The sequence below is a fragment of the Kitasatospora sp. NPDC034023 genome, from assembly GCF_055575795.1.
The window spans coordinates 1-24690 of record NZ_JBVIRY010000043.1; the positions used below are offsets into that span (position 1 = coordinate 1).

At 73.4% G+C, this 24690-nt stretch carries 22 protein-coding genes; 10 read left to right on the top strand and 12 right to left on the bottom strand.

Annotated elements, in window-relative coordinates; translation table 11 throughout:
* Positions 1-78: 78 nt before the first annotated feature.
* Entirely contained in the window at positions 79-852 is a 774-nt protein-coding gene (locus ACZ52R_RS37370) for a dienelactone hydrolase family protein (RefSeq protein ID WP_465755011.1), read from the bottom strand.
* Between the two features lie 148 nt (positions 853-1000).
* On the opposite strand from ACZ52R_RS37370, the gene ACZ52R_RS37375 reads away from it, so the two are divergent.
* Positions 1001-3178 (top strand): HEAT repeat domain-containing protein, encoded by a 2178-nt coding sequence (locus tag ACZ52R_RS37375; RefSeq protein ID WP_465755012.1) that lies wholly within the window; start codon positions 1001-1003, stop codon positions 3176-3178.
* A gap of 195 nt (positions 3179-3373) precedes the next feature.
* Here the strand turns inward: ACZ52R_RS37375 and ACZ52R_RS37380 are convergent, their stop codons facing one another.
* The gene (locus ACZ52R_RS37380; protein ID WP_465621956.1) at positions 3374-4132 is read right to left on the bottom strand and encodes an alpha/beta fold hydrolase; all 759 of its coding nucleotides are present in this window, start codon (positions 4130-4132) and stop codon (positions 3374-3376) included.
* A gap of 275 nt (positions 4133-4407) precedes the next feature.
* On the opposite strand from ACZ52R_RS37380, the gene ACZ52R_RS37385 reads away from it, so the two are divergent.
* The gene (locus tag ACZ52R_RS37385; protein WP_465621958.1) at positions 4408-4941 is read left to right on the top strand and encodes a SigE family RNA polymerase sigma factor; all 534 of its coding nucleotides are present in this window, start codon (positions 4408-4410) and stop codon (positions 4939-4941) included.
* 574 nt (positions 4942-5515) lie between these two features.
* On the opposite strand, the gene ACZ52R_RS37390 is transcribed toward ACZ52R_RS37385, so the two are convergent.
* Together ACZ52R_RS37390 and ACZ52R_RS37395 are read right to left on the bottom strand one after the other, a co-directional pair.
* The gene (locus ACZ52R_RS37390; RefSeq protein WP_465755013.1) at positions 5516-5839 is read right to left on the bottom strand and encodes a hypothetical protein; all 324 of its coding nucleotides are present in this window, start codon (positions 5837-5839) and stop codon (positions 5516-5518) included.
* 107 nt (positions 5840-5946) lie between these two features.
* The gene (locus ACZ52R_RS37395; protein WP_465755014.1) at positions 5947-7161 is read right to left on the bottom strand and encodes a glycosyltransferase; all 1215 of its coding nucleotides are present in this window, start codon (positions 7159-7161) and stop codon (positions 5947-5949) included.
* Between the two features lie 201 nt (positions 7162-7362).
* Between ACZ52R_RS37395 and ACZ52R_RS37400 the strand changes: the two genes are divergently transcribed.
* Entirely contained in the window at positions 7363-8166 is an 804-nt protein-coding gene (locus tag ACZ52R_RS37400) for a DUF4037 domain-containing protein (RefSeq protein WP_465755015.1), read from the top strand.
* A 224-nt stretch (positions 8167-8390) separates the two neighbouring features.
* Here the strand turns inward: ACZ52R_RS37400 and ACZ52R_RS37405 are convergent, their stop codons facing one another.
* Positions 8391-10130 carry a 2-isopropylmalate synthase gene (locus tag ACZ52R_RS37405; protein WP_465755016.1) on the bottom strand — a complete coding sequence of 580 codons (1740 nt, stop codon included), beginning with the start codon at positions 10128-10130 and terminating at the stop codon, positions 8391-8393.
* Between the two features lie 180 nt (positions 10131-10310).
* Here ACZ52R_RS37405 and ACZ52R_RS37410 point away from each other — a divergent pair, with 180 nt between their 5' ends.
* The 6 genes from ACZ52R_RS37410 (at position 10311) to ACZ52R_RS37435 (ending at position 17381) form a co-directional block, all read left to right on the top strand.
* Positions 10311-10994, top strand: a complete 684-nt coding sequence (locus ACZ52R_RS37410; protein WP_465662113.1) for a FadR/GntR family transcriptional regulator — start codon at positions 10311-10313, stop codon at positions 10992-10994.
* Positions 10995-11570: 576 nt separating this feature from the next.
* On the top strand, positions 11571-14480 hold the full coding sequence (locus tag ACZ52R_RS37415) for a sensor histidine kinase (protein WP_465755032.1): 2910 nt from the start codon (positions 11571-11573) through the stop codon (positions 14478-14480).
* A complete protein-coding gene (locus ACZ52R_RS37420; RefSeq protein ID WP_360490420.1) occupies positions 14480-14935 on the top strand; it encodes a roadblock/LC7 domain-containing protein in 456 nt (151 codons plus the stop codon). The genes ACZ52R_RS37415 and ACZ52R_RS37420 overlap by 1 nt, the downstream gene beginning before the upstream one ends.
* A gap of 5 nt (positions 14936-14940) precedes the next feature.
* Positions 14941-15411 (top strand): DUF742 domain-containing protein, encoded by a 471-nt coding sequence (locus ACZ52R_RS37425; protein ID WP_465621970.1) that lies wholly within the window; start codon positions 14941-14943, stop codon positions 15409-15411.
* A 2-nt stretch (positions 15412-15413) separates the two neighbouring features.
* Positions 15414-16061 carry a GTP-binding protein gene (locus ACZ52R_RS37430; RefSeq protein WP_465662111.1) on the top strand — a complete coding sequence of 216 codons (648 nt, stop codon included), beginning with the start codon at positions 15414-15416 and terminating at the stop codon, positions 16059-16061.
* Between the two features lie 120 nt (positions 16062-16181).
* Entirely contained in the window at positions 16182-17381 is a 1200-nt protein-coding gene (locus ACZ52R_RS37435) for an FAD-dependent monooxygenase (protein WP_465621974.1), read from the top strand.
* A 51-nt stretch (positions 17382-17432) separates the two neighbouring features.
* Here the strand turns inward: ACZ52R_RS37435 and ACZ52R_RS37440 are convergent, their stop codons facing one another.
* From ACZ52R_RS37440 to ACZ52R_RS37470, 7 genes are all read right to left on the bottom strand, one after another.
* Positions 17433-18035 carry a DUF4328 domain-containing protein gene (locus ACZ52R_RS37440; protein ID WP_465755017.1) on the bottom strand — a complete coding sequence of 201 codons (603 nt, stop codon included), beginning with the start codon at positions 18033-18035 and terminating at the stop codon, positions 17433-17435.
* Between the two features lie 110 nt (positions 18036-18145).
* A complete protein-coding gene (locus ACZ52R_RS37445) occupies positions 18146-19360 on the bottom strand; it encodes a transferase (RefSeq protein WP_465662105.1) in 1215 nt (404 codons plus the stop codon).
* 270 nt (positions 19361-19630) lie between these two features.
* Complete coding sequence (locus ACZ52R_RS37450; protein WP_465621979.1) at positions 19631-20482, bottom strand: serine hydrolase; 852 nt, start codon at positions 20480-20482, stop codon at positions 19631-19633.
* A gap of 125 nt (positions 20483-20607) precedes the next feature.
* The gene (locus tag ACZ52R_RS37455; protein WP_465755018.1) at positions 20608-21414 is read right to left on the bottom strand and encodes a hypothetical protein; all 807 of its coding nucleotides are present in this window, start codon (positions 21412-21414) and stop codon (positions 20608-20610) included.
* 114 nt (positions 21415-21528) lie between these two features.
* A complete protein-coding gene (locus ACZ52R_RS37460) occupies positions 21529-22035 on the bottom strand; it encodes a SigE family RNA polymerase sigma factor (RefSeq protein ID WP_360490434.1) in 507 nt (168 codons plus the stop codon).
* 262 nt (positions 22036-22297) lie between these two features.
* Positions 22298-22705 (bottom strand): VOC family protein, encoded by a 408-nt coding sequence (locus ACZ52R_RS37465; protein ID WP_360490436.1) that lies wholly within the window; start codon positions 22703-22705, stop codon positions 22298-22300.
* Positions 22706-22815: 110 nt separating this feature from the next.
* Positions 22816-23622: a flavodoxin family protein gene (locus ACZ52R_RS37470; protein WP_465621983.1), complete on the bottom strand. Its 807-nt coding sequence runs from the start codon at positions 23620-23622 to the stop codon at positions 22816-22818.
* 139 nt (positions 23623-23761) lie between these two features.
* Here ACZ52R_RS37470 and ACZ52R_RS37475 point away from each other — a divergent pair, with 139 nt between their 5' ends.
* Positions 23762-24667, top strand: coding sequence for a LysR family transcriptional regulator (locus ACZ52R_RS37475; protein ID WP_465621985.1), 906 nt, complete (start codon positions 23762-23764; stop codon positions 24665-24667).
* The last annotated feature ends 23 nt before the right edge of the window (positions 24668-24690 follow it).

Below are 24690 nucleotides of genomic sequence, written 5' to 3' on the forward strand. Positions count from 1 at the left end.
CTGTCCGCTGCCTAATCAGACGGGCTTGGACCCTCTACCGCTGGGATACCCGGCCTCGAAGCCCCCGCATCCGATGACCTACTGGCGGACGCCCTTACCCACACCCAAGTGCCGGACCAGGAAGCGCTCCGAGGCCGCCACCTCGAAGTCCGGCACCTCCAGGTGGCCGCCGGGGTTGGCGTGCAGCGTCTTCTCCCGCGAACCGAACGCGCCGAACAATGCCAGCGCCCCCTCGCGCGGAACCAGCTCGTCGTCCCACTGCAGGACGAACTCCAACGGCACGCCCACCCGCGCCGCCGCCTCCGCCTGCGCCGCGTGCCCCGCCAGCCCGAACACCGCCGCGACGATGCGCGGTTCGGCCGCCGCGAGCGGAATGCCGACCGCACTCCCCAACGACAGCCCCCAGAACCCGACCGGGCCGAGGCCCTCCCCCACCGTGCCGAGCGCATCCAGCACGGCCACCCACTCCGGCACCGCCCGCTCCGCGAGCGCCGCCGTGTACCGCGCCACCCACGCGCTGATCGGCCGCCGGGCCGCCAGCAACTCCCCGATCTCCGTCACGAACCGCTCGTCCTGCGCGGTGCGCGGCCGCTCCCCGTGCCCCGGCGCGTCCAGTGACACCGCGCCGAAGCCGTACCGCGCGACACACCTCCGGGCCCGCTCCGCCACCGCCAGCTTGTCGCCGCCACCCCCGTGCCCGAGCAGCACCAGCGGCCGCCCGTCGAGCGGCCGCCCGTCCGGCCACCAGAGCACACCGGGCACACCGGGCACACCGGGCACACCGGGCACACCGTCGAGGGTAAAGCCGCGCTGCGTGACGCCGTCCGAGCTGATCTCCGAGGTGAAGTGCACCCAGCCATGATGGCGCCCGACACACGTTCGAGTCGCGGGTTTCCCCGCCCTGGCCGATTGTCGCCCCCGCCCTCGGGCGGCGAGGACGGGCCGGGCCCTGGCTGCCGGACCGGTCCCGCTGTCAGACCGGTCCGGCAGAGTGCCGATCATGTTCAACGGACTGCACGACATCGACTGGGAGCGGCTGTCGCACGCCTACGGGAGCGCCGAGGAGGTGCCGGACCTGCTGGCGGCCCTGGCCTCGCCGGACGAGCAGGAGCGGGCCGCCGCACTCGACCACTACTACAGCGCCGTCCTCCACCAGGGCAGCATCTACTCTGCCACCACGGCCACCCTGCCGTTCCTTTTCGAGCTGGTGGACGACCCCGCCGTGCCCGGGCGGGCCGCGATCGTCGAGCTGCTGGTGAGCATCGGCCGCGAGGCGGCGGACCACGAGGCGTACGGGTTCGCCGGTGGGGACGTTTCCGACTCGCTGGCCCTCCTGCGCCGGCGCGCGGACGTGTTCGTGCGGTTCGCCTCGGACCACGACGCCGACCGCTTGCTGCGGCAGGCCGCCATCCCCGCGCTCGGGCTGCTCGTCGACGACGTCCCGCGCGCGGTGGCGGTGCTGCGCGAGCGGCTGAGCGCCGAACCCGGGGTGGTCGAACGGCTGCTGCTGGTCGAGGCGATGGCCACGCTGGCCCTGCGCCGCCCCGAGGCGGTGGGCGAGGCGACGGCGTGGCTCACCGCCCTGGCCGACGACGAGGCCCTGGACACCACCACCCGGCTCGCCGCCCTCGTCCACCGCACCCGCTGCGCGACGGAGCCGGGCGGGGGCGAGGTCACGGCCGCGATCGGGCTGCTGCGGCGGGAGGCGGAGCCGGCCGACGGCTGGTGGGTTTCGCCCCGGCCCGTCCAGGAGAAGCCGCCGATCGAGCCGGGCAGCGCTCCGGGGTACGTCATCGCCGCATTCGAGGAGTTGGAGCGCCACTCGGTGGTCCACTCGCCGACCACCCGGCTGCTGCGCACCTTCCACCAGGTGCTGGACGCCCGGGTGGTCGACCGCACCGCACTGCTCGCGGAGCAGCTGCGCAGCCCGGATCCCGGCGCCCGCCTCGACGCCCTGCGGATGACCGCCGAGCTCGTCACGTCCTGGCGGGGCGACCACGGTTCGCTCATCGGCATGGTCGCCGAGCGGCTGGCCGACCCGCATCCCGAGGTGGTTGCCGAGGCCGCGGCCGTCCTCGGCACCTGCCACGCCGTCGCCGGCCCCGCCCGCGAGGCCCTCGCCGCCCTCGTCGCGGCCCAGCGCGCGGAGTTCGGGCCCGAGGTGTGGTCCTCGCCCCAGCCGCACCGGCGCCGGGCCCACCAGGAGGCGGTACTGGCGCTGGCCCACCTCGGCGACGAACGGGCCCGGCCGGGACTGCTGACGGCGCTGGACAGCGGAGCCGACGCCTGGCGGGCGGTCGGTGTCGCGCGCCATCTCCCCTCCGCTGCAGGGACCTTGGCGCCACGCCTGGCCAAGATGCTGCGGGGCTTCGACCTGGATACGCAGTGGAGCGACACGGAGGTGGGATCGGTCCTCGCCGCCCTCGGGGCGCTCGGGGACACGGCGGCGCTGCCGGCCGTCACGGAGGTGCTCGACGCGGCGGTGCGGGAGAAACAGTGGCGTACCGCCTCCACCGCGCTGCAGAACCTGCGGCGCTTCGGCCCGGCGGCCGCAGGTGCGGGCACGGGTACGGGTGCCGACTCGGGCTCGGGCTCGGGCTCGGGCACGTTGGCGCGGATCCGGGCGCTGACGACGGCCGCCGAGGCGGATCCGAGCGTGGTGGCCGCCGCCCTCGCCGCGCTGTGGGCGGTCGGAGGCGATCCGGCGGAGGTCCTGCCGCTGCTGCTCCCCGCGCTCGATGCCACCGGCCCCTTCCGGGTGAACGAGGCCGCCGACGTCCTCGGCGGGATCGGTCCCGCCGCGGCGGCCGCCCTGCCCCGGCTGCGCGCGTTGCTGGCCGACGACTACGACTGGGTGCGCGTCCACTGCGCCGCCGCGCTGTGGGAGATCGGCGGCGAGCCCGAGGCCCCGGCCGTCCTCGGCGCGCTGCTCCCGGCCTGGGAGAGGAACTCCGCGACCGGCGGCCACGTCGCCGCCTGCCTGGAGCGGATGGGTGCCGCCGCCGCGCCGGCCGTCCCGCTGCTGCGGGCGCAGCTCGAACTGCCGCGCCGGGGCGGCCGGTTCGGGACGATCGAGGAGGACGAGAAGCTGCAACGCCAGTGCCGCGCACTCCTCGCCCGCCTCGACGCGGCCGGCGTGACGTCAGCCGGTGTGACGCCGACCGGTCTGCCGGTGTGACACCGGCCGGTGTGCCGGCGGCCGGCGTGCAGGCGGCCGGCGTGCAGGCGGCCGGCGTGCAGGCGGCCGGCGTGCAGGCATGACGTCGGCCGGGCGGCGCCACTCTCCGGGGCGCTGAAACGGGCGGGAAGCAGGGAGCGGAAAGTCGGCCGATCCGACGTCCCGCTCCTCCGCCGTGGCCCGGCAACCGGGCCGCTACCGCGCGTCCGCGGCCTCCCGCAGGAAGTCCAGCACCAGGGCGGTCGTCTCCTCCGGCCGCTCCAGGCTCGGCAGGTGGCCGGACCAGGACAGTTCGAGGTATCGGGCGTTCGGGAGCAAGCCGGGGAGGGCGGCGGCGATCTCGCGGAAGTCCGGCACGTCGTGGGCGCCGCCGACGGCCAGGGTGGGGGCCTTGATCAGGGAGAGGTCGACGTCCTCCCGGTCCGGGCCGGTCGTCGCCTCCGCCTGCACGTCGAAGGCGTGCCGCTGCATCCGCCGGACGTTCGCGCGGACCGTCTCGTCCGCCTCCGGCCCCAGCCAGGTCTCGACGTTCAGCTCGACGGCCCCGTCGATGTCCCCGGCCTCGATCAGCTCGTCCTCGCGGCCCCCGAAGGCACGCAGCGTCTCGCTGGGCTGGTGCCCGGGCATGCCCGGGGCCAGCAGCACCAGCGCCGTCACCGCGTCCGGGCGCAGCGCGGCCGCCGTCAGGGCGATCCGGCCGCCGTGCGAGGAGCCGACCAGCGCCGCGGACTCGATGCCCAGGTGGTCCAGCAGGGCCAGGACATCCCCGGCGTCGCTGTAGGGGCCGTCCGCGAGCGGCGAGTCACCGAAGCCCCGGAAGTCGCACCGCACCGCCCGGTACCCGGCGTCGACCAGCCGCTGCCACTGCGCGTCCCACATCCGCCGGTCGCATACCGAGGAGTGCAGCAGCACCACGGCGGGCCCGCTGCCTGATACGTCATGAGAAAGGATCATCGGCTGGATGGTAGCGACCCGGCCCACGGATTCCCAAGCGGATTTACGCGCGGCCTTCAGGCCTCCTGCCAGGCTTTTTGCCCCGCCTTGTGCCCGGCCACCCGCCAGGCCTTCCGCCAGGCCTTCGGTCAGGCCGCTGCCCGCGCCGGCCCCCAGCCCCTCCGCACCTCGCGTCGATCCCCGGCGGCCCTTCCGGCCGTGGCTCTGCAGGAGGGCCCGCACGGGAGTAAGCGCTTCCGTCCGCACCTGGGCTCTGGGTGGGTGAGGAGGTGCTCATGGGAGAAGCGAAGAGCGGGCCGAACGACGAGTTCCAGGCGTTCATCGTCGCGGTCTGGCCGCGCCTGGTACGGACGGCGTACCTGCTGGCCGGCGAGCAGTACGCGGCGGAGGACCTGGTGCAGTCCGCGGCGGAGAAGGCCTGCGCGGCCTGGTCGAAGGTACGGCGGGCGGACGATCCGTACGCCTACGTGCGGCGGATCCTGGTCAACCAGCACGCCCGCCGGTGGCGGCGCCGGCTGCCGGAGCTGCTGGTGGACGCGGTGCCGGACGCGGCGGGACCGGAGGACGGGTTCGCCCGGTCCGACCAGCGCGGGGCGCTGCTCACCGCGCTGGCGACGCTGCCGCCGCGCCAGCGGGAGGCGGTGGTGCTGCGGCACTGGGAGGACCTGAGCGACAGCCAGACGGCGACGGCCATGGGGTGCTCGGTCGGCGCGGTGCGCAGCCACGCGGCGAAGGGCATCGCGCGGCTGCGGCAGGTCACGGAGCTGGTGGGACTCAAGGACACGACACACATCGGAGGAGCGGTATGAGCGCGGACGTGGACGCCGGCAAGGACCTGTGGATCGGGCTCGGCCTGGCCGAGGCGGCGGCGGAGGCGAAGGTCGGCCCGGCACCGGTCGCGGACATCGTGGCGGGCGGCCACCGGCGGCGGAACCGCCGCCGTACGGTGGTCGGCGCGGTGGCGCTGGCCTCGGTGGTGGCCCTGACGGGCGGGGTGCTGGCGCAGTTGCACCCCGGCCCGGCGGCCACCCAGCATGTCGCCCCCGCCGGGATCGGAGCCCCCGCCGGCGCCGGAGCTGTCGGGACCGGAGCCGCCGGAACCGGAGCGGTCGGCGAGTCCGCCACCGTCCCGACGGCCGGAGCCGCCACCCCCGGCGCGCGCGACCCGTTCACCCCGGTCCGGGTCCGGCTCGGGCAGGGTGTCGCCAACGGCAAGACCTGGGAGATCTGGCAGGCGCTCTGGCCGGCGGCGCCGAAGGAGCGGGCGTACGAACAGGCGCTGGCGGTGTGGCAGGAGCGCACGCCCTTCGACTCCACCGTCCCCAAGCCCACTCCGGAGTACGTCGCCCAGTACTGGGACCCCGACTCCGATGTCATCAACACCTACTTCACCGTGGACGGGGTGCGCCTGGGCCACGACGCGGAGGGCAGCACCCCGTCCCCGGGCAAGCTCGACCCGCGCGAGCGGACCGTCCACGGCGGCGGCCTGTTCGGCCGCAGCAGCAAGGACGGCATCGTGCCGCCGGCGGACGTGGTGACGCTCTCCATCGGCCCCGACGTCGGCCGGGTGCTGGTGACCTGGGCGGACGGCACGACCACCGAGCCCCAGCCCGTCACCGTCGGCGACTCCCCGACCCGCCGCATGGTGGTCGCCCGCCCGGGGACGATGCGGGCGACGTCCTGGCAGTTCTTCGACAAGAACGGCAACAAGCTCCCGGACGAGGGCACCAAGTACCTCACCGAGCCGCCCTCCTGCCCTGCTGGGGGGTGGGAAGTCGGCCCCGCCGACTTCCCACTCCGCCCGGGGAACGGTTTCAGCCCACCGCGTCCAGCAGCAGCCTCGCCGCCACCGCGGTGCCGTCCGTGCGGATCTCGCCCGCGACGGCGGCGGCCCGCCGGGTGGTCTCCGGGGTCAGGGCCTGCCGGAGGGCGGTGGCCAGGGAGTCGGCCGTCGGGGTGGGGCCGTCGTGGGCGACGCCGATGCCCAACTCGGCCACCCGCGACGCCCAGTACGGCTGGTCGACGATCTGCGGGACCAGGACCTGGGGCACACCGGCGCGGGCGGCCGTGGTGGTGGTGCCCGCGCCGCCGTGGTGGACGACGGCCGCGACCCGACGGAACAGCGCCTGCTGGTTGACCTCCCCGACGGCGAAGCAGTCGTCCGCGCCGTCGACCTCGGCCAGCTGGGCCCAGCCGCGTCCCAGCAGCACCCGGCGGCCCTGCGCGCGGACGGCGTCGACCGCCGCCCGGGCCGCGCCCGGCGCGTCGCGCAGCGGCATGCTGCCGAAGCCGACGTACACCGGTGCCTCGCCGGCCGCCAGGAAGGCCTCCAGGTCGGCGGGCAGCGGGCGCTCGTCCGGCAGGATCCACGCGCCGGTCTGCTCCACCTCGAGGTCGGCCGGCAGCCGCCACGGGTCGAGCGTCGGGTCGGTGGCCAGCCACGGGCGGTCGGTGAGGACGTGGTCGCGGACGTTCTCGACCACCGGCAGCCCGACGGCCGCCCGGTGGTCGTTGACCGGCCCGCCGAACAGCGCGTTCATGGCCCCGATGTTGAGTTCCCACAGCTCCCGGTGGTCGGTCACCTCCGCCGGGTACGGCTGTATCGGGTACTCGAACGGCCGGTGGTGCGGGGAGGGAAGGACGGTCGGCTGCAGCGCGAGGTACGCGAAGCGCGCGCCCAGCTTCTCGGCTGCCGCCTGCGCCCCGGCCACGGCCGGGAACAGCCCGGTCGCCACCACCGCGCCACCCGGCTCGGCCGCCCCGAGCACCGCCTCGTAGAACTGCTCGACCAGCGCGGCCGCCCGCTTCGGCAGGTCCGACGGCGCCGGCGGCGGCCCGCTCACCAGCGAACGCACCGACTGGCCGACCGGCACCAGGTCCACCCCGACCTCGGCCAGCCGCGCCGCGAACTCCTCGTCCGGCGGCGCGCACACCCGCACCTGCACGCCGAGCTCCCGCAGCCGCAGCGCCAACCCGGCCAGCGGCTCGACATCCCCGCGCGACCCGTACGCCGACAACACCACTCGCATTCGTGACTCTCCCGTTTTCGCCGGTCCTTGGGCTTGAGTTGGTGATTCTGCGGCATGACGGGGGCCTTGCGGCAAGGCCCCCGTGGCTCTATATCTTGAGAGTGGCGAGGAGTGAGTTCACCTCCTCTGCTTCCCTCACCTCGTCCTCCATTCCCCTCGGCCGTTCGACCCTTCCGCCTTTCGCTCTGTCAGACTCTGTCCATGCGAACGATCATCGAGGGCATGGCCGATCAACTGACCACCGTGCCGGGCGTGGTGGGCGTGATGCTCGGGGGCAGCCGGGCGCGGGGCGAGCACAGTGCGGGCTCGGACTGGGATCTCGGGGTGTACTACCGGGGCGACCTCGACCTGGAAGCGCTGCGGGCACTGGCCGGCCCCGGCGTGGAGGTCGCCGGGCCGGGCGGCTGGGGGCCGTGGGTGAACGGCGGCGCGTGGCTGCGGGTCGACGGCGTCGCCGTGGACTGGATCCTGCGGGACCTGGACCGCGTCGAGCAGGTGTGGGCGGACTGCCGCGAGGGCCGCTACGAGGTAGGGGTGCAACCGGGCCATCCGCTCGGATTCTGGTCGCCCTGCTACCCCGGCGAGGTGGCGTGCGGGCAGGTACTTGCCGACCCTGCCGGCGAGTTGACGGCTCTGAAGCGGCAGGCCGCACGCTACCCCGAGCCGCTCCGCGAGGCCCTGACGGCGGCCGCCTGGGAGGCCGGGTTCCTGCTCGACGTCGCCGAGAAGGGAGCCGCCCGCGCGGACGCGCTGTACGTCTCGCTCTGCCTGTCCCAGGCGTTCGGCGTCCTGGTGCAGGCCCTGCACGCCCACGACCGCCGCTGGTGCCTCAACGAGAAGGGTGCCCTGGCCGTCGCCGAGCAACTCACCGCCGCACCCGAGGACTTCGGCCGGCGAGTCCGCACCCTCCTCGCGGCACCCGGCGGATCGGCGCACGACCTGACCGCGACGGTCTCCCGGGCACAGGAGCTGACCCGGGAGACCGTCGTGGAGCTCGGACGCTGACCGACCATCAGGCGGAGCGGCCCTCAGGCCGAGCGGCCTCAGGCAGATCGGACGGACTGCCGTCCGGACGGTGTTCCGCTCGGTTCGGCGTCACGGCGGACGGGGCTCCATGAGTCCCTCTCATGACCCCGGCCTATGAGTTCCTCGCATGACCCCGACCCATGAGTCCCTCTCATGACCCCGACCCATGAGCCCCGCTCATGACCCCGACCCATGAACCCCCCTCATGACCCCGACCCATGAGTCCCCCTCATGACCTTCCCGGTAGCGCCGCCGGCGGCGGCCCGGCCCGCCGCGCTCAGCACCGCCCGTACGCCGGCTGTGAGGACGGAGGTGTCCCGTCCGGCGCCCCAGACGACCCGGCCTCCGATCCGTGCCTCGACGTAGGCGACCGCTTCGGGCCCGGAGCCCACCGCGTGTTCGCTGAAGGAGAGGATCTCTGCCCCGACCGCGTCCGCGACGGCGTCCAGCGGTCCGACGCCGGTGCCGCGCCGTCCGTCGACCTCGGCCCAGTCGTCACCCACCTGCCAGGCCCATGAGGAACTCTCATCGAGGTACTCCGCCCGGAACAGCCGGTACAGCTCCTCGCCCGTCACTTCCCTGCCGCTGTCGTCGGTCGCCTGCTGTACGGTCCGCGCGAACTCGATCTGCAGTCGTCGGGGCAGCTCGAGCCCTTCGCCGGCGCGCAGCAGATAGGCGATGCCGCCCTTGCCGGACTGGCTGTTGACGCGGATCACCGCCTCGTAGTCGCGGCCCAGGTCGGCCGGGTCGATCGGCAGGTAGGGCACCGACCAGGGTGCCTCCCGTTCGGGGACGCCCAGTTCGGCGGCGGTTTTGGCGTGTTGCACGAACCCCTTCTTGATGGCGTCCTGGTGGGTGCCGGAGAAGGCGGTGTGCACCAGGTCGCCGGCGTACGGGTGTCGTTCGTGGACGGGCAGCCGGTTGCAGTGTTCGACGGTGCGCCGGATCTCGTCGATGTCGGACAGGTCGAGCATCGGGTCGACGCCCTGGGTGTGCAGGTTGAGTGCCAGGGTGACCAGGTCGACGTTCCCGGTGCGCTCGCCGTTGCCGAACAGGCAGCCTTCGATCCGCTGTGCGCCGGCCAGCACCGCGAGTTCGGCGCAGGCGACGCCCGTGCCCCGGTCGTTGTGCGGGTGGACGGAGAGGATCACCGCGTCGCGCCGTTCCAGGTGCCGGTCCATGTACTCGATCTGGTCGGCGTAGACGTTGGGTGTGGCGATCTCGACGGTCGCCGGCAGGTTGTGGATGACCGGACGGTCGGGACTCGCGTCCCACAGCCGGGTCAGCCCGTTGCACACCTCCAGCACGTAGTCGGGTTCGGTCAGGTTGAACACCTCGGGCGAGAACTGGAACCGCAGGCCGTCCCGGCCCTCCCCGAGCCGGGCCGTGTGGGTGGCGGCTTCGGTGATGAGCGCCCGCAGCTCCGCCCGTTCCTTGCCGAGGACGACGTCCCGCCACAGCGGCGCGGTCGCGGTGTAGAGGTGGACGACGACGTGCGGCAGGCCGGCGACGGCCTCGAAGGTGCGCTCGATCAGGTCCGCCCGGGCGGCGGTGAAGACGACGACCGTGACGTCTTCGGGGACGGCGCCGGGGGTGGTGGCGAGTTGGCGGACGAAGTCGAAGTCGGCGCGGCTGGCGGAGGGGTAGCCGACTTCGATCTCCTTGAAGCCCATGGCCAGGAAGAGGTCGAACATCCGTTGCTTGCGCGTCGGGTCCATCGGTTCGGCGAGGGCCTGGTTGCCGTCCCGCAGGTCGACGGGCACCCACAGCGGCGCCCGCTCGATGCGCCGGCCGGGCCAGCGCCGCATCAGGGCGGGGACGTGGACCCGGTCGTGGGCGGGGCGGTAGCGGTGGGAGGGCATGGCGCCGCCGCGTTGCGGGTTCCAGGCGGGGGTGTCGGCCGGGACGGGCCCGGCGGGGGCGTGCAGGGTCGGGAAGATCATGCGAGTTCCTCATGACGCATACCGGTGACCGGCAGGTCGGCGCCCCGCAGCGGGGTGCCGGTCCGGTCACGCCCCGCTGCGGCCACCAAGAAGAAGGCCCCCCACGGGGAGGATCCACGGCTGCATGTTGGGTAGAGTACCCACGACACAAGTCCTCAGACAACCTGACAGGTGAGCCCGATGATCCCGCTCCGCCCCTCCCCCCTCGCCGAGCAGGCCGCCGCGCGGATCGAGGAGCAGATCCGGTCCGGCCAGTGGCCGGTGGGCGGGAAGCTGCCGGGCGAGGTCGCACTGGCCAAGGAGTTGGGTGTCGGCCGCTCGACGATCCGGGAGGCGCTGCGCACGCTCGCCGCGGCCGCAATGGTGCAGAGCCGCCAGGGCTCCGGGGTGTTCGTCACCGCCGACCGCCCCGCCGAGGACTGGCCTGCCCGGCTGCGCCGCGCCGAACTGGCGCACGTCTACGAGGTGCGGACGATGGTCGAGGTGCAGGCCGCCCGCCTCGCGGCCACCCGGCGCACGGAGGCGGACCTCGCCGCCCTCGACGCCGCACTGGCGGCCCGCCGCGCGGCGGGCGGGGCCGACGACACCGCCTTCGTGGACGCCGACATCGCCCTGCACACCGCCCTCGTGACCGCTGCCCACAATCCCGTCCTGGACGACCTCTTCGCCCAGTTCGCCCCGGTTCTGCGGGAGCAACTGGTCACCCTGATCGGCCTGTTCGACCTTCGGGCCGAGGACCCGAACCAGGGCTACGACTCGCACGCCGCTCTCGTCCGCGCCGTTCACGAGGGCGACCCGGAGGCCGCCGGTCGGGTCCTGGCGGCCGAGCTGGAGGCCACCCGCTCCCGCCTCCTGGCGGACTGAGCCTTCCGACGGACCGCACCGGCGAACGTGCCCGGTGAACCCGCCGAGGCCCGGTCCCGTTGAGTCCGGTGGAGCACCTGCCACGGGCGCTCCCGATACGGCGTCACACAGTTTTCACACGGCGGCCACCCGCCGGCCGCGCGACGCGTTGACACTGTGTCAAGCGAGTCCGGAACAGCCTGCTCCGCATGCATACAGTCAACGACTGAATGACATTGTGTCCCATGTGTGTGCAAGCACCGCCCAGGTGGCGAACGGGCTTTCACTCCAATCACACGGTATGACTAGTATCGCTTCGTCAAAAACCCGTGCCCGGACGGCCCGGCCCCTTACCGGCCGGCCGCCAGCCCCAAGGAGTCTGCTCTGCGCGCGCGTGCGAATCGGCGGCCCCCGACGCCGAAGGGCCCCCGCAGGCGTCCACGCCTGTCCCTGCGGACGGCGCTGCTCGTCCTGGCCGTCGTCCCCAGCATCGCCCTCGTCGTCCTCTGGGCGGTCACCAGCGGCGAGACCGTCTTCGACTTCCAGCGGCAGGCCGCCCAGGGCCTCCTGGCCCAGAAGGCCGGCCAGCCGTCGAACATCGTCTACTACAACCTCCAGGAGGAGCGCCGGCTCAGCGCCGAGGCACTCGCCCGGCCCGGCGCCAACACCGACCAGCTACGCCGCCAGCGGCAGTCGACCGACGACGCGGTGCGCCAGTTCCAGAGCCTGTCCGGCGAGACCGCCGACAGCGCGCCCGGGGAGGTGCGCAGCGCCGTCGCCGAGGCCCGCCAGGCCATGGGCAAGCTGGCCGAGCAGCGCGCCGCCGTGGACCGCGGATCGGTCGACCAGCAGACCGTCTACGCCTACTACACCGACCTGATCGCGGTGGACCTGCGGCTGTTCACCGCGCTCAGCCACGTGGACACCGGCGAGGTCACCTGGATCTCCAAGACCCTGGTCAACGCCTTCTGGGCGAAGGAGATGCTGGCCCGCGAGGACGCCGTCCTGGCTCGCGGCTGGCCCACCGGCCGGCTGAGCACCGCCGACTACCAGGCCGTCCAACAGGCCATCGGCGCGCAGGACCACCTGCTCACCGTCCAGGTCCTCCCGTACATCCCGGACGGCGAGGCCCCCGCCTGGCACGACCTGATGAACAGCCCGGCCTGGCAGGCCAAGGCCGCCGTCGAACAGCAGCTGACCAAGCCCACCGCCGCCGACGCGGCCGGCACCGTCAAGCTGCCCGCCGCCCAGGACCAGTGGCGCCAGGCCCTCGACCAGCTCAACCCCCCGCTGGTCAAGGCGATCGAGACCCGCACCAGCGGCATCGTCGAGGTCGGCAAGGGCACCATCCTGAGCCTGCTGACCCGGGTCGTGCTGACCACCGTCATCGGCCTGATCACGGTCGTCGCGGTGGTCATCGCCTCCTGGCGGATCAGCCGCTCGCTGCGCCGCCGCATCAAGGAACTGCACACCCAGGCCGAGGAGATGCGGCGCACCCTGCCCGAGGTGGTCGAGCGCCTCGGGCGCGGCGAGCAGGTGGACGTCGAGGCCGAGACCCGCACCATCACCGCCGGCCCGCACGGCAACGGCACCGACGAGCTGGCCCGCCTCGGCCTGGCCCTCAACCTGGCCCGCGCCTCCGCCCTGGAGGCCGCCGTCGGCCAGGCCGAGCAGCACCGCGGCTTCGAACGGCTGCTGCAGCGCATCGCCCGCCGCACCCAGCTGCTGATCGGCCGCCAGCTGCGCAAGCTGGACGAGCTGGAGCGCAAGCACGAGGACCCGGAGGTCCTGGAGGGCCTGTTCGACCTCGACCACCTCACCGCCCGTCTGCGCCGCTACGAGGAGAACCTCGTGATCATGGCCGGCGGCCAGCCGCAGCGGCGCTGGCGCAAGCCCGTCCCGCTGCTGGACGTGCTGCGCGCCGCGCAGGGCGAGGTGCAGGACTACCGCCGGATCATGCTCGACGTCGAGGGCCACCCGTGGCTGTCCGAGCGGGCCGTCGGACCGGTCGCGCACGTGCTCGCCGAGCTGATGGAGAACGCCACCACCTTCTCCAAGCCGCCCACGCCGGTCGAGGTCCGGGCCGCCCTGGTCGGCCGCGGGCTCGCGATCGAGATCGAGGACCGCGGCCTGGGCATGGACCCGGCGCAGTACGACGCGGCCAACGAGCTGATGAGCCGTCCGCCGCGCACCGACGTGCTGGCCCGGGCCGACGACATCCGCCTCGGCTTCCACGTGGTCGCCCGCCTCGCCACGCTGCACGGGCTGAAGATCGAGTTCCGCCCGTCGGCCTTCGGCGGTACCCGGGTGGTCGTGCTCGTCCCGGACGAGCTGGTCATCGACGGCGACACCGGGCTGCCGGACGGCTCCCCCGGCGCGCCCGCCGAGCCCATCCCGCTGGTCCGGCGCTCGCGCCGGGCGGTGCGCTCGGCCTCCGACGAGGTGCCCGCCCAAGAACCGGCCGGACCGCCGGTCGCACCGGTGGAGTCCTTCGGACAGGGCCACTTCGTGCCGCAGGCCGCGCCCGTGCCACTGGCGGTGGCGGCGGCTCCCTACCCGGCGGGCCCCTACCCGGCGGGCCCCTACCCAGCGGGCCCCTACCAGGCTGCGCCCGAGCAGGAGGTGCCCCACCCGGCAGCCCCCGCGCACGAGGGTCCCGTACCGGCGGATCCGGTCCAGGAGGCACCCGTACAGGAGGCAGCCGTACAGGAGGCCTTCCCACCGGTGCCGGCGGCCCCCGCCCTGGAGGCGCCGTACCCGTCGGTTCCCGTCCAGGAGCCGTTCCCGCAGGGGCCCTCCTCGCAGCCGCCCTTCCAGGAGCAGCCCCTCCCGCAATCCGCCCTCCCGCAATCCGCCCTCCCGCTGTCCCCGCTCCCGCCCGAGCATCCGATCGAGCACAGCTCCCCCGGCGACCCCGCGCCCGCGGGGGACACCCCGGCCTACCCGGACATCGCCTACGCCCGGGTCACCGAGGCCGAGGCCCCGTACGCCGACGAGCAGTACCGCCCGGCCGACCACTACCGGCTGGCCGAGCGGCGCAGCACCCGCGAGTACCCCACCTCGGTGCCGTACAGCCCGGCCGAGGGCGGGCAGCCGCCGCTGCCGCAGCGCGTGCGGCAGGCCAGCCTGGCCGCCGAGCTGCGGGTGCCGCCGCCGGCCCCGCAGTGGGTCGAGCGCCCCGCCGATCGCCCCGTCGAGGCCGGATCCGGGGCCGGGTCCCAGGCCGGGACCGGGGTCACCGCCGACGCCGCCGCACCGCCCGCGGGCCCGTTCCAGCGCTCCGACCGCCCGGTGCGGCGCGCGGGTGCGGCAATCGGTGCCTTCCAGCGCCAGTCCCGTGCCGCCCGGGCGCAGGACAGCGGCGAGCACCGGCTGCCCGCGGGCCCCACCCCGGCGGCTCCCCCCGCCCCCGGCGCCCCCGCCGGTCCCCCGGCTCCCGCGCCCGGCCCCTCCCCCTGGGCCCTGCCTGCCGCGGACTCCCGAACCACACGAACGGATGACCAGTGATGAACCGCACGATCGCCACCCACCAGGACCTGGACTGGCTGCTGGACGGACTCGTCGACTCGGTGCCCGGGACCAGGAACGCCGTCCTGCTCTCCGACGACGGTCTCGTGGTGAGCCACTCCCGCACCATCGAGCGGGCCGACGCCGAGCGCCTGGCCGCCGTCGCCACCGGCCAGCAGAGCCTGGCCCGCGGCGTCGGGCAGCTCTTCGACGGCGGGCCGGTGCACCAGGTGATCGTCGAGCTCGCCGAGTGCTGGCTGTTCATCATCGCCGCCGCCCAGGGCACCCACCTGGCCGTGGTCGCCTCCCAGGAGGTGGACGCCGAGGTGATGTCCGTCGCGATGCACACCCTGGTGCAGCAGGTCGGCCAGAAGCTCACCACCCCGGCCCGCAGCGAGAACGCCCCTGGTGCCCCCGCCTCGTTCGACGTGTTCGCCGCCCGGAACCGGGGCTGACCCGGGTGGGCCCGTACGGGAACGACGCCGCGCGGGAGGACCCCCTGCGGCGCGGCGCGGTGCCGCACTGGAGCGAGCTGGAGGAGGACGCGGAGGACGAGACGGGCAGCATGGTCCGCCCGTACACCATCACCCGCGGCCGCACCGCGCCCGAGCGGGACGACCTCACCCTCATCACCGTGCTCACCACGGTCGAGGAGGAGGCCGCCGTGGCCCTGGCGCGGGGCAGCCGCGCCGGTGCCCGCGGCCTCCAGCCCGAGCACCGTCTGATCCTCGACCGCTGCCGGCGCCCGGCAGCCGTCGCCGAGGTGTCGGCCGGCCTGGACCTCCCGGTCTCGGTCACCAAGATCCTGCTGGGCGACCTGGTCGCCCAGGGCCTGCTGAAGGCCCGGGCGCCGCTCTCGGTGGCCCGGGCCGCCGGGGGCGTGGACCTCGGCCTGCTCACGGCCGTACGCGAAGGACTCCGGAGACTCTGAACATGGCAACCCCCCGCTCCGCCATCGGCGACCCCACCGCCACCCACTCCGCCACCCACTCCGCCATCGACAGCCCCGCGGCCGCCCCGGCCGCCCCGGCCGCCGTCAAGATCCTCATCGCCGGCGGCTTCGGCGTCGGCAAGACCACCCTGGTCGGCTCGGTCAGCGAGGTCACCCCGCTGCGCACCGAGGAGTACCTGACCCGGGCCAGCGTCGGCGTGGACGACCTGTCCGGCGTCGACCAGAAGGACACCACCACCGTCGCCCTGGACTTCGGCCGGATCACCGTCAGCCCCGAGCTGGTCGTCTACCTGTTCGGCACGCCCGGGCAGGAACGCTTCTGGTTCATGTGGAACGACCTGGTCAACGGCGCCCTCGGCGGGATCGTCATCGCCGACACCCGCAGGTTGGAGACCAGCTTCGCCTCGATCGACTTCTTCGAGAGCCGGGGCATCCCGTTCGTGGTCGCGATCAACTGCTTCCACAACACCAACACCCGTACCCCCGACGAGATCCGGGCCGCGCTCGACCTCGACCCGCAGGTGCCGATGCTGCTCGGTGACGTACGCGAGCGCGCCTTCGGGCGGGACCTGCTGCTCGCCCTGGTCGACCACCTGATGGAACTCGCCGCCGCCTCCCCCGTCGGCTGAACCGTCCTTCCTCCTCCCCCGGCTATACGTCATCCCAGCTTCACCCGTCATCCCAGCCTCACACGTCGTCCCAGCCTCACCCGTCCCCCGGCTGAACCGCACTTCCCTGGGAGCACCAGCATGACCACACCCCTGCGCGTCCTCGTCCACGGCGGCGGCATCGGCGGCCTCACCCTCGCCACCGCCCTGGCCAAGCGCGGCCACCACGTCGATGTCGCCGAGCTGCGCGAGCAGTTGGAGGCGCTCGGCGTCGGCATCATCCAGCCGTCCAACGCCCTGCACGTGATGCGCGAGATCGGCGTCCTGGACGCCTGCCTGGCCGCCGGCTTCGAGTGGGAGGTGCTGACCATCTGCGACCCGGCCGGCGCCACCCTCGCCAAGATCCCGCAGCCCCGGATGGGCGACGCCCCGTCCAACAACGGCATACCGCGTCCCGCCCTCGCCCGGGTCCTCGCCGACGCGGCCGCCAAGGCCGGCGCGACCGTCCGCTTCGGCACCACCATCGCCTCGATCTCGGACCACACCAGCGGCGATGGTGGCGGCGCAGGCGCAGGCGGCGGCGCAGGCGCAGGCGGCGGCGCAGGCGCAGGCGGCGGCGTCGACGTCACCCTCACCGACGGCCACGCCGCCCGCTACGACCTGGTCGTCGGCTTCGACGGCATCGGCTCGCCGCTGCGCAAGCACCTGTACGGCGAGACGTACGCCCCCGAGTACACCGGCTTCGCCAACTGGCGCGTGACGCTGCCGCGTTCCCCCGAGGTGCGAGGCGTGGTGATGTCCGCCGGCAACCTCGAGGCGAAGGCGCTGCTCACCCCGATCAGCGAGGAACTCATGTACCTGGGCTCGGTGTTCGCCGAGGCCGAGAACTTCCGTCCGGACCCGGAGCGCGCCCACGAGCAGCTGCGCGAGCGCCTGGCCGGCTTCGACGGCCCGATCGCCGAGGCGCTGGCGCAGGTCACCGACCCGGCCGCCGTGGTCTACTCGCGGATCTCCCAGGTCACCGTCGAGGACCCGTGGCACGTCGGCCGGATCGTCCTCGCGGGCGACGCCGCCCACGCCTCCACCCCGCATCTGGCCCAGGGCGCCGCGATGGCCGTCGAGGACGCGCTTGTGCTCGCCCAGAGCCTGGACGCCGCCGACACCGTCCCGGCCGCCCTCACCGCCTGGGAGGAGCGCCGCCGCCCGCGCGCCATGTGGGTCCAGGGCCTGTCCCGCGCGATCCTCAAGCAGGAGACCGGCACCCCGACCACCCCGGAGGAGGACGAGCTCCTCAAGGTGGGCATCCCGGGCGCGGCGCACGTCCTCGTCCAGCCGTACTGACGGCTACGCCTGGTCGGCTGCCGGCAGCCGGCAGCCGACAGCCGACCAGGCTCAGCGGAGTGCTTCAGCGCGCCGCTGGGTCTGCCAGCTGCCGATCCGGTGGATGGTGTAGATGATCAGCACCCCGGCGAGGACGTCGAGTGCGGCGGCCACGGTGCCCAGGTACACGGCACGGCGCAGATCGTCCTCCGAGAGCGCGTCCTGCATGACCTGGTACGTGTAGGCCCGCCCCACGTAACCCCCGATCACCCACGCTCCCCACCAGGCGGCGAGCAGCGGACCGGGATTCGACCGCCGGGGCGCGCTGGCCTTCCAGATGTCCGTCACGACCTGGTACGGGATCCACAGGTTCGCCACCGGGGTGATCCAGGCACCGACCGTCCAGCCCCGGGCCCGGCGCTGGCTGCTCGGGCCGCCCAGCGACTCCGCGTTGATCCGCGCCCGCCACAGCCAGGCCAGGAACACCACGCCGGCCGCGACGACCAGTACCAGGCCCTTCCAGAAGGTGAAGAAGCTCGAGAAGTCATCGGCCGCCTGGAGCTCCGACTCGGTCGCGTTCCCCGCGAGGGCGTCCTCGACCGCGAGGTAGACGCGCCAGTCTGCCACCGTGAGCAGGACGTCGTACAGCAGCGACAGGAGGATCAGGACCGTCACGGCGACACCCCAGCCGGTCACGGCCCGGCGCTGCCCCGTTCCGCCCCCGCCCGTGCTCTCGAACGTGCTGCCTTGCTGCGGATGGTCCACGTTTCCCCCAGAGTTCGTGTTCACCAGAGTCCGATCAACTGCAGTGCCCGATAGCCGAGCCAGCCCGCCAGGACCACCGCGACCACCAGCCCGAAACCCGTGTGAGCAGCGATGTGCGTCACGAACCAGGCTCTCAAGACCATCGTCCGCCGACGCGGCCCCGAGGACGCCAGCGCTGTCCCCACCGCACGAGCCACCTCGGCTGCGGGCGTTTCCCTCGCGCCGAGACTCGCTCGCTGGTTCCAGCCCCGCCACCCCTTGAGCCGGAGCCCCACCGGGAACACGCGGGGCGTCCAGGAGCCGTCGAAGACGATGACGGCGGAGATCCAGTGCTCGCCGGTGCCCGACCCTTCCGGCGGTACGGGCTCGGGCAGGTACGCGCTCAGCCGGGCGACCAGGTCGGACGGGGCGCCGCCCGGAACCAGCAGGACCAGTTTCTTCGCGGGCTGGGTGGTTCGCGCCTGCTCGACTTCCCACCACAGCCCGTCCCCCTGCCCGAGGCGCAGGACGATGAGCTGGGACAGGTCCATCAGCCGCAGCACGGTGGGCTTCCAGTCGTCCAGCGGCAGGTAGAAGCGGGCCGCGCCGAGATGCGGCAGGCGCTCCTCCGGCCGGCCCACCGCGATCACGGGGCCGACGGCGCCCAGAGCGCCCGCGAGCTGCTCCTCCCGCGTGTGGAGGTTGATCTCCGCTACGTCGTCGACCTGGGCGGCGCTGTCGTCGTCACCGAAACTGCGCAGGTAGAGGACGGGTTGGCGGCCGCTCAGCAGCAGGGCCCGGGCCGCCGGTCGAGCCGCGTACGGGCGGGTGCGGCGCAAGATCAGGAAGCCTGCCGCCAGGGCCGCCAGACCGCCGAACAGCAGCAGGAACTGCGCCTCCAGCGGCATCTTGTGGCCTTGCTTCTCCGACTCGGTGACCGCGTAGAATCCGCCCCCGAACAGCATCAGTCCCAGGCCGTTGGCCAGCCGGAGCGCCCTGTGCCACGGCTGCCGGCGCGGCACGTACCGGCTGACGATCCGCACGAGCTCCGCCGCCCCCGACCGGCGGCGGTGGCGCAGCCACAGGACCGGCCCGAGCAACACCAGGGCGGGCGCCCCGAACCAGAGTGCCAGGGTCGCGTTCCGGCCCACCTGCTGGCCCATGCCCACGCTGACCAGCAGGTGCAACGCGACGTAGGCCGACAGGGCAGTGAGCCCCGTGACCAGTCGGGCGAAATTCCGCAGGCGCGACGACACTTCGGCTCACCCCCAAGCTCTCCCCCGACAGTGTGAGCGGAATGCCCCGAGTCCATACCACTTTTGACTGATCGTCATGCACGCGGAGACCGTCTTGTATCCGTACGGGACGGCGGGGCACGGCAGCACCCCGGCGGACGGCCTGCACGCCGGTCGAGACCGGGTACTTCCGGTTCGCCCGGCCTGCGGCTCCGGGCGATCGGCTGCTCGCGCTCGATCAGCGGCGCTTCGAACTCACCGGGCACGACGGGTTCGTACGGATCAACCTGCTCAACGAAGCGGCGCTGGACGGGCTGACGGCCCTCGCCCGTTCATCTCCCCGCCGAGGGTTCCGCTGACGGCCCCGCCGGTGGCCCCGCCGACGGCCCTGCTGATCTGCCCGCGTCGTGCCCAGACCGCCGCCGAGATGCGGGCCAGGAGGCGGGCGGCCGGATCGGTGCGGTCGGTGCCGGAGGCGAGCGGGCCGGTGTAGCAGACGGCGAGGAGGTACGACGGGCAGTCCCTGGGGTGAATGAGGCCCACGCTGTGGCGGACGCCGGGGAACCAGCCGTTCTTGAACGCGATCCGGGTGCCCGGGGGGAGGCCGGCGGCGAGGTCCACCCGGAAGTCGTTGTCTTCGAGGAGCGCGAGGAGTTCGGGCTCCCCGGCGAGCGAGTGCAGCAGCCGGACCAGGTCGCGGGCGCTGACCCGGTTGTGCACGCCCGCTTCGCGCGCCGCGTAGTCCTCGATCCCGCGCGGGCTGGCGCTGCGGGTCGCCCCCGCGCGGCGCCAGACGTCGGCGACGGCCTGCGGGGTGGTGCGGGCCAGGCAGAGGTTGGTGGCGAGGTTGGAGGAGTGCGTGATCATCCGCTCGGCGAGGAGGCGGAGGGGCACGTGGGTACCCAACAGCTCCCAGGGAAGCGGATCGCTGTCCCAGTCCGGATCGTTGCCGAAGTCCCCGCCCACGACGGACGCGAAGCGGTTCACCACCGGAACCTCGGCATCGAGGTTCACCCGGCTACGGGTCAGCGCGGCCAGCACCGCGACCTTCATCGTGCTCGCGGCGTCGTGCAGTTCATCCGGATTACGGACGAATACCGGCTCCGCCACGCCCGCCCAAGGGGCCACCACCACAGAGAGCATGGAGGAAGAGTAGGGGACGGTGAGGCCGCTCCGACCCCCACCGCCACCGCGTGAAGGAAAAGGAGTGGGAAGTCGGCCGACCCGACTTCCCGCTCTCCGCCACGGGCTCTCGGCAAGGCAACGCGTCAGGCGAGGGCGCCGAGGATAGGCGCCCAGGTGGCACCGGTGAGTGCGGCCACCGCCTGCTGCTCGGTGAGCGGGGGCGCGGCCCGGGTCGGCTTCGGCGTCTCGCTGCCGGTGCCGCCGCCGGTGCTGTTCCACTGCACCATCTGGAGCTGCGCGCCGGTCGACTTCAGGGTCACCGTCACCGTCCAGCGGTGGGCGGTGTCGGCACCCGCCGGGTGCTTGGCCGCGTTCTGCTCGGCCATCACCACGGCACCGCCGGGAATCGCGGCACTGCTCGGCAGCTCGCTCAGCGTGCAGATGTCACCCTTAGCGCGCGCGGGCGTCCGATCGCAGCTCAGCCCGTCGCCGTCCCTGAGCGGCAGCTTGAGCCGCACGGCAGAGACGCCGACGAAGGCGGCGCCCTGACCGTCGTCCAGGACCAGTCCACCGTTGGCGACGTACCCGCCGGACGGGTCCGAGGGGTTGTTGCTCTGCCCGGTCTCCTGGCTGAACCGGCCCCCGGGGAACGTCGCCTCCAGGGCCTGGATCATCTGGGTGTCGGTGATCGCGGAACGGGGCGTCGCCAGCGCAGCCACGGTCTCCATGTCGGATCCCGCGGAGCGGCCCCAGGTGAGCGCGCCGGGCATCACCAGGCCGGCGGCCGCGAGCACGGCGCAGGCACCGACCCCGGCGATGACGCCGGCGGTGCGCAGCCGCCGGCGGCTGCGCCCGCGCTCGACGGCTCCGCGCATGAGCGTGGTGAGATCGGGGTCGAGGGAGTCGGTCGTGCGGTCCAGGGCATGTGCGAGGTCTGCTTCGAACGGCATGCTGGCGTCACCTTTTCTGTCGCTGCTGGGGGCTGTGTGGCGGCTTTGACCTGCGTGCACCGGTACTCGGTGCGGCACTCGGTGCGGCACTCGGTGCGGCACTCGGTGCGGCACTCAGTGCGGAACCAGGTCGGACAGGCTGTCGCCGAGCAACGCACGCACCCTGCCGAGCGCGCGGGTGCCCTGGGAGCGGACCGCGCTGCTGCTCAGCTTGAGCATCCGGGCGGTCTCCTCGATGCTGCGGTCCTCCCAGTAGCGCAGCAGCAGCACCGCCCGGTCGCGGGGCGGCAGTTGGCCGAGCGCGTCCAGCAGGGTGAGCCGCAGCGCGGTGTCCGGACCGGACGCCGCACTGTCGGGCATGGTCCCGACGGGGCGCTCCCCGGTGCTCCGCCGACGCCGCAGGCTGAGGAAGGTGCGGACCAGGACCGTCTGCGCATAGGCCTCCGGGCTGTCCGCACCGGCCACCCGCTTCCAGTGCACGTACACCCGGCTGAGGGTTTCCTGGACCAGGTCCTCGGCGAGGTGCGCGTCGCCGGCCGCGAGGACGTACGCCGAGCGGTACAGCGCCTTCGCCCTCGCCGCCACGAACTCCAGGTACTCGGCCTCCTGTGCTGATTTCACGCGGTCCCCGCCCGTTCTCTTGTTCCGTGATCCCCGTGCATACCCCTGATGACTACGTGGGGCGCCAGGATGTCGCGCGGGCGGGAACCCTTTCTTCAGGGAGCCGGAATACGGTCGGCCCCCGAGCGAAGACCTCCGGCGACAACCGCCAGGTCTCGGCTCAGGGGCCGACGTACGCGAACACGCCTCCGCGAGGGTGTCACATCACCGTGTCACAGCAAGGCGTCACAGCAAGGCGTCGCACCAAGGCGTCGCAGCAAGGTCAGGCGTCGGCGCTGCCGCCCCGGCCGCGCTCGCGCAGCGAGATGCGGTTGCCGTCCGGATCCACGGCCTCGATGGCGATGCCGAACCTGTAGTCCTCCGGCTCCGGGCGGTCGAAGGTCACACCACGGTCGCGGAAGACCTTGAAGTCCGCCCGCAGATCATCCGATTCGAGGATGACCGGACCGGGCGCGGCGCCCAGCAGCACCTCGGACGGCTGCCCCGCGGCCGCGTCGTCGGCCCACAGGATGATCTCGACCGGGCTGCCGGGGACGCCCACGGTGAGGAAACGCCCACCCGGGTTCGGGAAGTCGATGCGCTTCTCCAGGCCGAGCTGCTCCGTGTAGAACCTCAGCGCGCGGTCCTGATCGGTGACGTAGAGCGTGACGTACATGACGTTGGTGAGCATCACGGTGTCCTTCCATCTGTCGGTCTGCGGTACTTCACCGACGGACCCCGGCAGACGAATGTGACGGACGGACGAGAGAAGGCTCCGCGATCCGCCGGTCCGGTCGGCCGTCAGGCGCCGGTCAGCACGGCCGGCACGCCGTCCGTCTCCCTGAGGGAGGCCGACAGGGCGCGCGCCTCGTGCTCGGTCATCCGGGGAGTGTCGTACGGCACGGCGTTGACCCAGCGCTGGGTCAACCGGGCGATCCGCTCGCCGTAGCGCCGCGCGGTGATCCGGTCGCCGCGCGATCCGGCGTGCTCCGGCCCCAGATCGGCATGACTCTGACTCATCAGACCCAGCCACGAACCCAGCCGGTTCACATCGTCGCGGGTGCCGCCGCTCCAGTTGTTGCCCGGCATGTCGCCCACGCCGATCCACTGCATGCCCAACTGCGCGGCGAAGACCGCCAGCTGCTCCAGGACCGTCAGCTTGTCGCCGCTCTGCGACGCGGACATGGTGAACCCCCCGGCCAGCTTGTCCTTCCACGCCTGCGTGACGAACGGCGTGAACGCCGCCTCCATGAACGCCTTGAACACCGCCGACACGCTGCCCATCAGCGTCGGGCAGCCGAGGACGATCGCATCGGAGCGCTCGAGCAGCGCCAGCACCTCGGCATCGTGCCAGCGGCCCGCGACGACGTCCTCGGGCCGGACCTCGACGAGATACACCCGGGCGCCCGGCACCTGCCGCGCCCCGTCGGCGAGGTGCTCGGCCAGCACCCGGGTGTGCCCGTGCACCGAGTGGAAGACCACCGTCACCGTGACCTCCGGCGGCTCCTGCCCACGGTCAACGCCCGCGCCCTGCGTGCGGTCAGCACCCTCGCCCTGCCCACGGTCAACGCCCTCGCCCTGCGCACGGTCAACACCACTGAATGCCATGTCTCTTCACTACTTCCGGTCGATCGTGGGGAAGCTCCCCGCTTGCCCACCCATCACAGCCCGCGCACGGCACGGCATCAACGCCGAACTCCGGCACACAGCGATCGGCCCCACCGATCGATCGCGTTAGCCTGGTCCCGTGGACAGGATCGAACTGGAAGCATTCGTCGCCGTCGCCGAAGAACTCCACTTCGGCCGCGCCGCCGCCCGCCTGCACCGGGGGCAACCCACCGTCAGCGACGCCGTCAGACGGCTGGAGAACACCCTCGGCGGACGGCTGTTCCACCGCACCAGCCGCCGGGTGGCGCTGACCGACCTCGGCGAAGCACTGCTGCCCGACGCCCACGCCACCCTCGCCCAGCTGCGCCGCTTCCACCAACGCGGACGTTCCCTCGCCGCCGGCGGCCGGACCCGCGCCACCCTCGTCGTCGCCCACGCCGAATACACCGGCCACCAGTTGCTGCTGCACTGTCTGCCGCAACTGCGCGACCGCTTCCCCGACGTGGCGATCGTGCCGGAGGCCATGCCGACCACCGCCCAACTCACCGCCCTGCGGGCCGAGACCATCGGGCTGGGCATCGGCTGGGCGACCGGCGACATCACCGGCGTCCGGGCGAGGGTCCTGTCCACCGAGAGGTTCGTGGCACTCGTCCCCGCGGCCCACCCCTTCGCCGGACACGCCGAGCTCCACGCGTCCGAACTGTCCACCACCGACCTGCTCACCTGGCCCCACCAGATCAACAGCGGCCTCTGCGACCGGCTCCTGTCCGCCTTCCACATCGGCGGGGCCGACCTGCGCATCATCAGGACCGCCGACAGCGTGCACGCCATCGCCGCCCACGTCGCCGCCGGCACGGGCATCGGCATCACCGTCGAATCCGCACTCGACCACCAGCCGCCCGGCCTGCGCGTCATTCCCCTCGCCGGTCCCTCGACCACCGTCGACCAGGTCGTCCTCACCCCCACCGAGCCGTCGGACACCGCCACCGCCCTGCTCGACCTGCTGCTGCGCGCCGCGGCACAGTCACTCCCACGCCCGGCATGAGCAAAGCTCATGGAAGAGCATCC